The sequence below is a fragment of the Desulfobacula sp. genome (assembly GCF_021107415.1).
This window is the reverse complement of record NZ_JAIOSW010000500.1, coordinates 1-4,313: the sequence shown is the minus strand read 5'-3', so window position 1 is coordinate 4,313 and position 4,313 is coordinate 1. Positions and strand designations below refer to the sequence as shown.

Below are 4,313 nucleotides of genomic sequence, written 5' to 3'. Positions count from 1 at the left end.
CCTTTCACGCCGGCGACAGGGGTTCGAATCCCCTTGGGGACGCCACTAATATCAAAGGTTTCAGCATTTTGCTGGAACTTTTTTTATTTCCAGGAAGTACATAGGAAGTAGTCACCAGCCTGAAGTAAACTCTAAGTTAATAAACACATTCAATCTTATTGTTCATAGCGCCTTCGCCTTGTTCTTTATCCAAATGGCTGTATCGAAGAAACATTGCATTTGTTTTATGACCTGTTATCTTCATGGTTGTAACCTGATTTACACCAGCTTTTGACATGTTGGTGTTAAATGTATGCCTGCTATGCCGAACTCGGCATAGTCGCCACTCATACTCCGTTGAGCTGTACGCTAAAGAAAACAACCTGAGAGCTGTTCAGAAACAACTGGAGCACTCTTCTATACAAAACACCCAGATATATGCCGATGTAACAAAGGAGTCTATACAAGAGCAAATCCAAAACTTTTGGTAACAGTTTAAAATCCTATTACTTTAACCCTTTTTGACCTTCCCAAAGCCATGACAGTATACGAATTCGAAACGTTGCGTTTCTGTAGCAAGAGCGAAACACCCAACTTGTGATTACAAAGCCTGCTTGAAACTTCTCTTTTAAATCATTATTATACATATGAGTGTTAAGAATAAGAAAGATATTCCTCCGGGCGCATGAGACCATGAACCGGAGTGATCAACGACAAATATTTTTTTCCTGCGCCTCTCAAGGAAATAGTCGGTGCAAGTTTTATTCTTGTGGGAGATGAGACCCTTGAAAAAAAACTTTCACTGCAAATCATGGCATCCGTTAGAACCCGACTTACCGGACAATTTAATTTAAATGGCCTGAATGATAATGAAAGCCTTGAGTTTATAAAATTCAGGATATCCAATGGCGGTGCCCCTGAAACTTTGTTTGATCCCGACGCGTTAAGCATTATGTGTTCCCATTGCAGGGGGAACCGACGTCAAATCATGAACATGGGCACACTGCTTTTGGCTGAATGTTTTTTGCAATGCACGTATTTGCACATATATTTTGTGCACAATTAAAATGTCAAAAGACTGTTTAACAATATTTATGCATTTAAACACCATATTTTTCAATCCGTTTTGCCAATGCTTCAAAATTGGGAAAGGTCACATTTTCAGGAAATTTTCCCTGTTTGACCCAATCTTTAAGAAACAGCCTATACTCTATAACAGCCGGGCTTTGATAGACACGTAAAATATAATAACCAAATATCTCTTTTACGTCATCAAATTTAATCAATCCCATTTTTTCCAACTGGCAAATGAATTCAAGAAAACTTAAAAATGCAACCATTTGAATCTGCTCTTTTGAACCATGAAATTCAGAATTAATTTCGACTTTCTCGTACTCCAACTTACGGAATATTTCTTGAAAATCATTCGAGTTAAACGCTCTATCCTGCAGCTGGGCTAAAAATTGTGCGCGTTGATTTATTTCTGTTTTTCGAATTTGTTCGTTGGTTATGCTGATCTGCCAGATAACCAGTAAAAACCCTAATAAAGCTATTAAAGCGCTTACCATGGAAATTTTATCCGAGTGGGACAGGTTCTTCATTTGCCGAAATCCTCCTCTATTGGCTTAACACGTTAATACAATGGTTAAGGAGTCGTGCATTTTCGAACAGTTACAGCACTAGGCCCTTTTTCCCCTTCCATCACTTGGAAACAGACCTGATCACCTTCGCTCAAAGAATCATTCCCTTGAATTTGGCTGTAATGAACAAATATATCCCTATCCCGGTCATATGTGATAAACCCAAATCCTTTGCTATCGTTGAACCATTTGACGATTCCAAACTGTTCATTTTTTTTGCAGCTATATGTTTTTGCCCATCTGTAACTGAGAACTTTGTTTTCATACATGTTTCTTATAAGTTCTTGGGTTGTATGTCCGGTTGCCAGATACATCAGGAACCCGATTAACAAACCAATAAAAATGGCAGACACACCTGTAAAAGCCCCACGCAAAAAATATGATTTAACCGTTTTTCCCCGCCATCTGGCCATAACCAAACCCACTGAAGCGCCAACCACCACCCCAACAGCCAAGGTGACAACTATGATAGCTAATATGATATCTATATCCAATAGTATGATACTCCTAAAGTTGAAGATATGTCCGATTAAGATTTTTCATTTAAATATTAACTATGAAACCGTACCGGGTCATTATCAAATCCGCCTGTAACGGTGTGAAGAACGAGAATCACAAAAAACGCTAATGCGCAAAGCGTGCTGATACCTATAACCACACCTCTAAAAGCGCTGCCCAAGGTGCTTTGCCCTGGCCATTTGGCTAATCCGATACCAATCAAACCTCCAAGCAGCCCACCTGTAACCGCAATTATAGCAATCAAAAGCAAAATTTCCATGGTTGAAACTCCGTTTTTAAATGATGGTAGGAGGACTCCTACTGATAAGTCAGTAAGAAGCCGCTATTTAATCTGAACCCCTTCGCTATCAATAATAATGCGCAAGAAATCATGCCTCTTTGTCCCTTCTTGAACTGGACGTACTTGCAAGTAGAGTCCATACGTCAACATAAGTTGAAAACTACTTCGAATGAGTCTCCAATGGGTACGGATACCAATTTTGGTATCCGGCGTGAACACGACTGCGAGATCCACATCGCTGTTTCCGATAAAGTCTCCACGTGCCCGGGAGCCGAATAGGTAGAGGGCTTCGACATCATTTCCGAAATCCTTTTTCAACAGTAAATAAAACAAACCGGCTGCTTCTAAAGTCTTTGCATCTACAGCTTGTTGCGAACTATGTGCACCAATTCTACCATACCCGACATTGCCTTTTGCAGATAAACCCGGATTATTCATAATTTTTTTCTTGTGCTTTAAGCGCATCCTGGAAATCGCCAACTGTATCGAATAAAACACTTTCCTCAATCGACCGTGTGATGCGGTAAAACCGATAACAACACCAATCATGGTTGAAAACAGTGCGATCAGCAGTAGATTGTTCGATAGTGCAATGACCGTCAATTTTCATTTCCCTGTTTTATCAATAGGCTTCTTGAAAACGTTTTTATTTTTATCCATACACGTATGATAAATAGAATAGTAATTATCTCTCAAACAATTGATTAACAAAAATAAAATTCAGTGTCAATCAGGAAAATCCTCCCAAATCCACCGCCTAATTTTTTGTAGACCCTCCAAAGAAAATTCGGGGAATTTTTTTTGGGTTGAAGGCTTATTTCGGTGCGACTTCCCCTTTTTTGGGCTCAGTTCCTTGATATGCTCTTAGGCTATGCACTTTTTAGACGTACCCATCCCATGGCGGGCTAAAAAAAATAAATTTTATAAACTCTTTTGCCATAAGTTTATCCAGAAGGCTCCCAAACACCGTTAAGCATTGCAATCTGTTTGCGTGATTCATTTAGTCCTCGCAAAGCTTAAACGGTCATTTCAAGTTTCTTATTCAATTCAATCCTCATCATGCTCCACTTCCCCATCCCCGTAGTCCCAGGTCATATCCGCACAAATAACATCAAACCATTCTTTAAACATCTTGTATGTCCGTTTTTGTGGCCATCCATCCGGATCAGTCATCCAGGATTCAAGTTCTTCTTCGAAAATTTGTTCGAAAATCTTTTTCAGGTAAACTCCAAAATCAAATTCACCGTATTTATCAGGGATCAGAATGGTTGTCGCATGAGGCGTGTCATAAGTTTCTGCATCTTCAAAACTATTCGCCCAATTGATGTATGGTTGCTTTGGGATGATTGTTATTGCTGTCCTGTTAATGGTTTTCATTTTTATATTTCTCCCCTTTCTCTCTGACTTGCTTCTGAATAGGGCATACTCAGTGGCTTATCCGGAAATCCTGCAAGCATTATCATATCTTCTTGATAGTTCACATAACCTTCAAAAATATATTCATTCCAAACGTGTTTATTTTTTCCATATTTGATAAAGGATTCATAAGCTTTGATTTTGTTTTTTTCTCTTGCTGCTTTTAAATTCCGATCAAAGAATGCTTCCCAATCATCCCGTTTTGCTGAAGACCCCAGATTGCCATTTAGGTCTATAAGAATATATGGGGTTGTGAAAACAACAGAGTATCCATAATTTAAATCTAAAAATGGTTCAGGCATAACCCGAGCATACCATATTTCATCTTTTTTCCCCTGATATCTGGCATAGTCTAAACAACAACATCTTTATCAAGGAGGCATGAAATGTCTATTAATTATTCGTCAGAACTTGAGTCGCAGGTAAACCAGTATTTCAAATCTCAAAACACCATGGCTTTAGCAGACAGCACAAAAGCT

General features: G+C 39.0%; 8 protein-coding genes. 2 read left to right on the top strand and 6 right to left on the bottom strand.

Annotation, left to right across the window (positions count from 1 at the left end; genetic code table 11):
• Positions 1-275: 275 nt before the first annotated feature.
• Complete coding sequence (locus K8S13_RS24860) at positions 276-470, top strand: tyrosine-type recombinase/integrase (RefSeq protein WP_291466417.1); 195 nt, start codon at positions 276-278, stop codon at positions 468-470.
• 212 nt (positions 471-682) lie between these two features.
• Entirely contained in the window at positions 683-1,045 is a 363-nt protein-coding gene (locus K8S13_RS24855; protein ID WP_291466416.1) for a hypothetical protein, read from the top strand.
• A gap of 34 nt (positions 1,046-1,079) precedes the next feature.
• On the opposite strand, the gene K8S13_RS24850 is transcribed toward K8S13_RS24855, so the two are convergent.
• The 6 genes from K8S13_RS24850 to K8S13_RS24825 all read right to left on the bottom strand — a co-directional run bounded on the left by K8S13_RS24850 (position 1,080) and on the right by K8S13_RS24825 (position 4,136).
• Positions 1,080-1,580 carry a hypothetical protein gene (locus K8S13_RS24850; RefSeq protein WP_291466415.1) on the bottom strand — a complete coding sequence of 167 codons (501 nt, stop codon included), beginning with the start codon at positions 1,578-1,580 and terminating at the stop codon, positions 1,080-1,082.
• A 44-nt stretch (positions 1,581-1,624) separates the two neighbouring features.
• Positions 1,625-2,113, bottom strand: a complete 489-nt coding sequence (locus tag K8S13_RS25855) for a cold shock domain-containing protein (RefSeq protein ID WP_367172890.1) — start codon at positions 2,111-2,113, stop codon at positions 1,625-1,627.
• Positions 2,114-2,169: 56 nt separating this feature from the next.
• Complete coding sequence (locus K8S13_RS24840; RefSeq protein ID WP_291466414.1) at positions 2,170-2,397, bottom strand: hypothetical protein; 228 nt, start codon at positions 2,395-2,397, stop codon at positions 2,170-2,172.
• A gap of 63 nt (positions 2,398-2,460) precedes the next feature.
• Positions 2,461-3,021, bottom strand: coding sequence for a nucleotidyltransferase family protein (locus K8S13_RS24835; RefSeq protein ID WP_291466413.1), 561 nt, complete (start codon positions 3,019-3,021; stop codon positions 2,461-2,463).
• Positions 3,022-3,465: 444 nt separating this feature from the next.
• Complete coding sequence (locus tag K8S13_RS24830; RefSeq protein WP_291466412.1) at positions 3,466-3,795, bottom strand: hypothetical protein; 330 nt, start codon at positions 3,793-3,795, stop codon at positions 3,466-3,468.
• A gap of 2 nt (positions 3,796-3,797) precedes the next feature.
• Positions 3,798-4,136, bottom strand: coding sequence for a hypothetical protein (locus K8S13_RS24825; RefSeq protein WP_291466411.1), 339 nt, complete (start codon positions 4,134-4,136; stop codon positions 3,798-3,800).
• Between the last annotated feature and the right edge of the window lie 177 nt (positions 4,137-4,313).

Bases quoted from the DNA above. Each gene is read 5' to 3' on its own strand.
- K8S13_RS24860 (WP_291466417.1), top strand. From the start codon at position 276: ATGTTGGTGTTAAATGTATGCCTGCTATGCCGAACTCGGCATAGTCGC.
- K8S13_RS24850 (WP_291466415.1), bottom strand. From the start codon at position 1,580: ATGAAGAACCTGTCCCACTCGGATAAAATTTCCATGGTAAGCGCTTTA.
- K8S13_RS24840 (WP_291466414.1), bottom strand. From the start codon at position 2,397: ATGGAAATTTTGCTTTTGATTGCTATAATTGCGGTTACAGGTGGGCTG.
- K8S13_RS24830 (WP_291466412.1), bottom strand. From the start codon at position 3,795: ATGAAAACCATTAACAGGACAGCAATAACAATCATCCCAAAGCAACCA.
- K8S13_RS24825 (WP_291466411.1), bottom strand. From the start codon at position 4,136: ATGCCTGAACCATTTTTAGATTTAAATTATGGATACTCTGTTGTTTTC.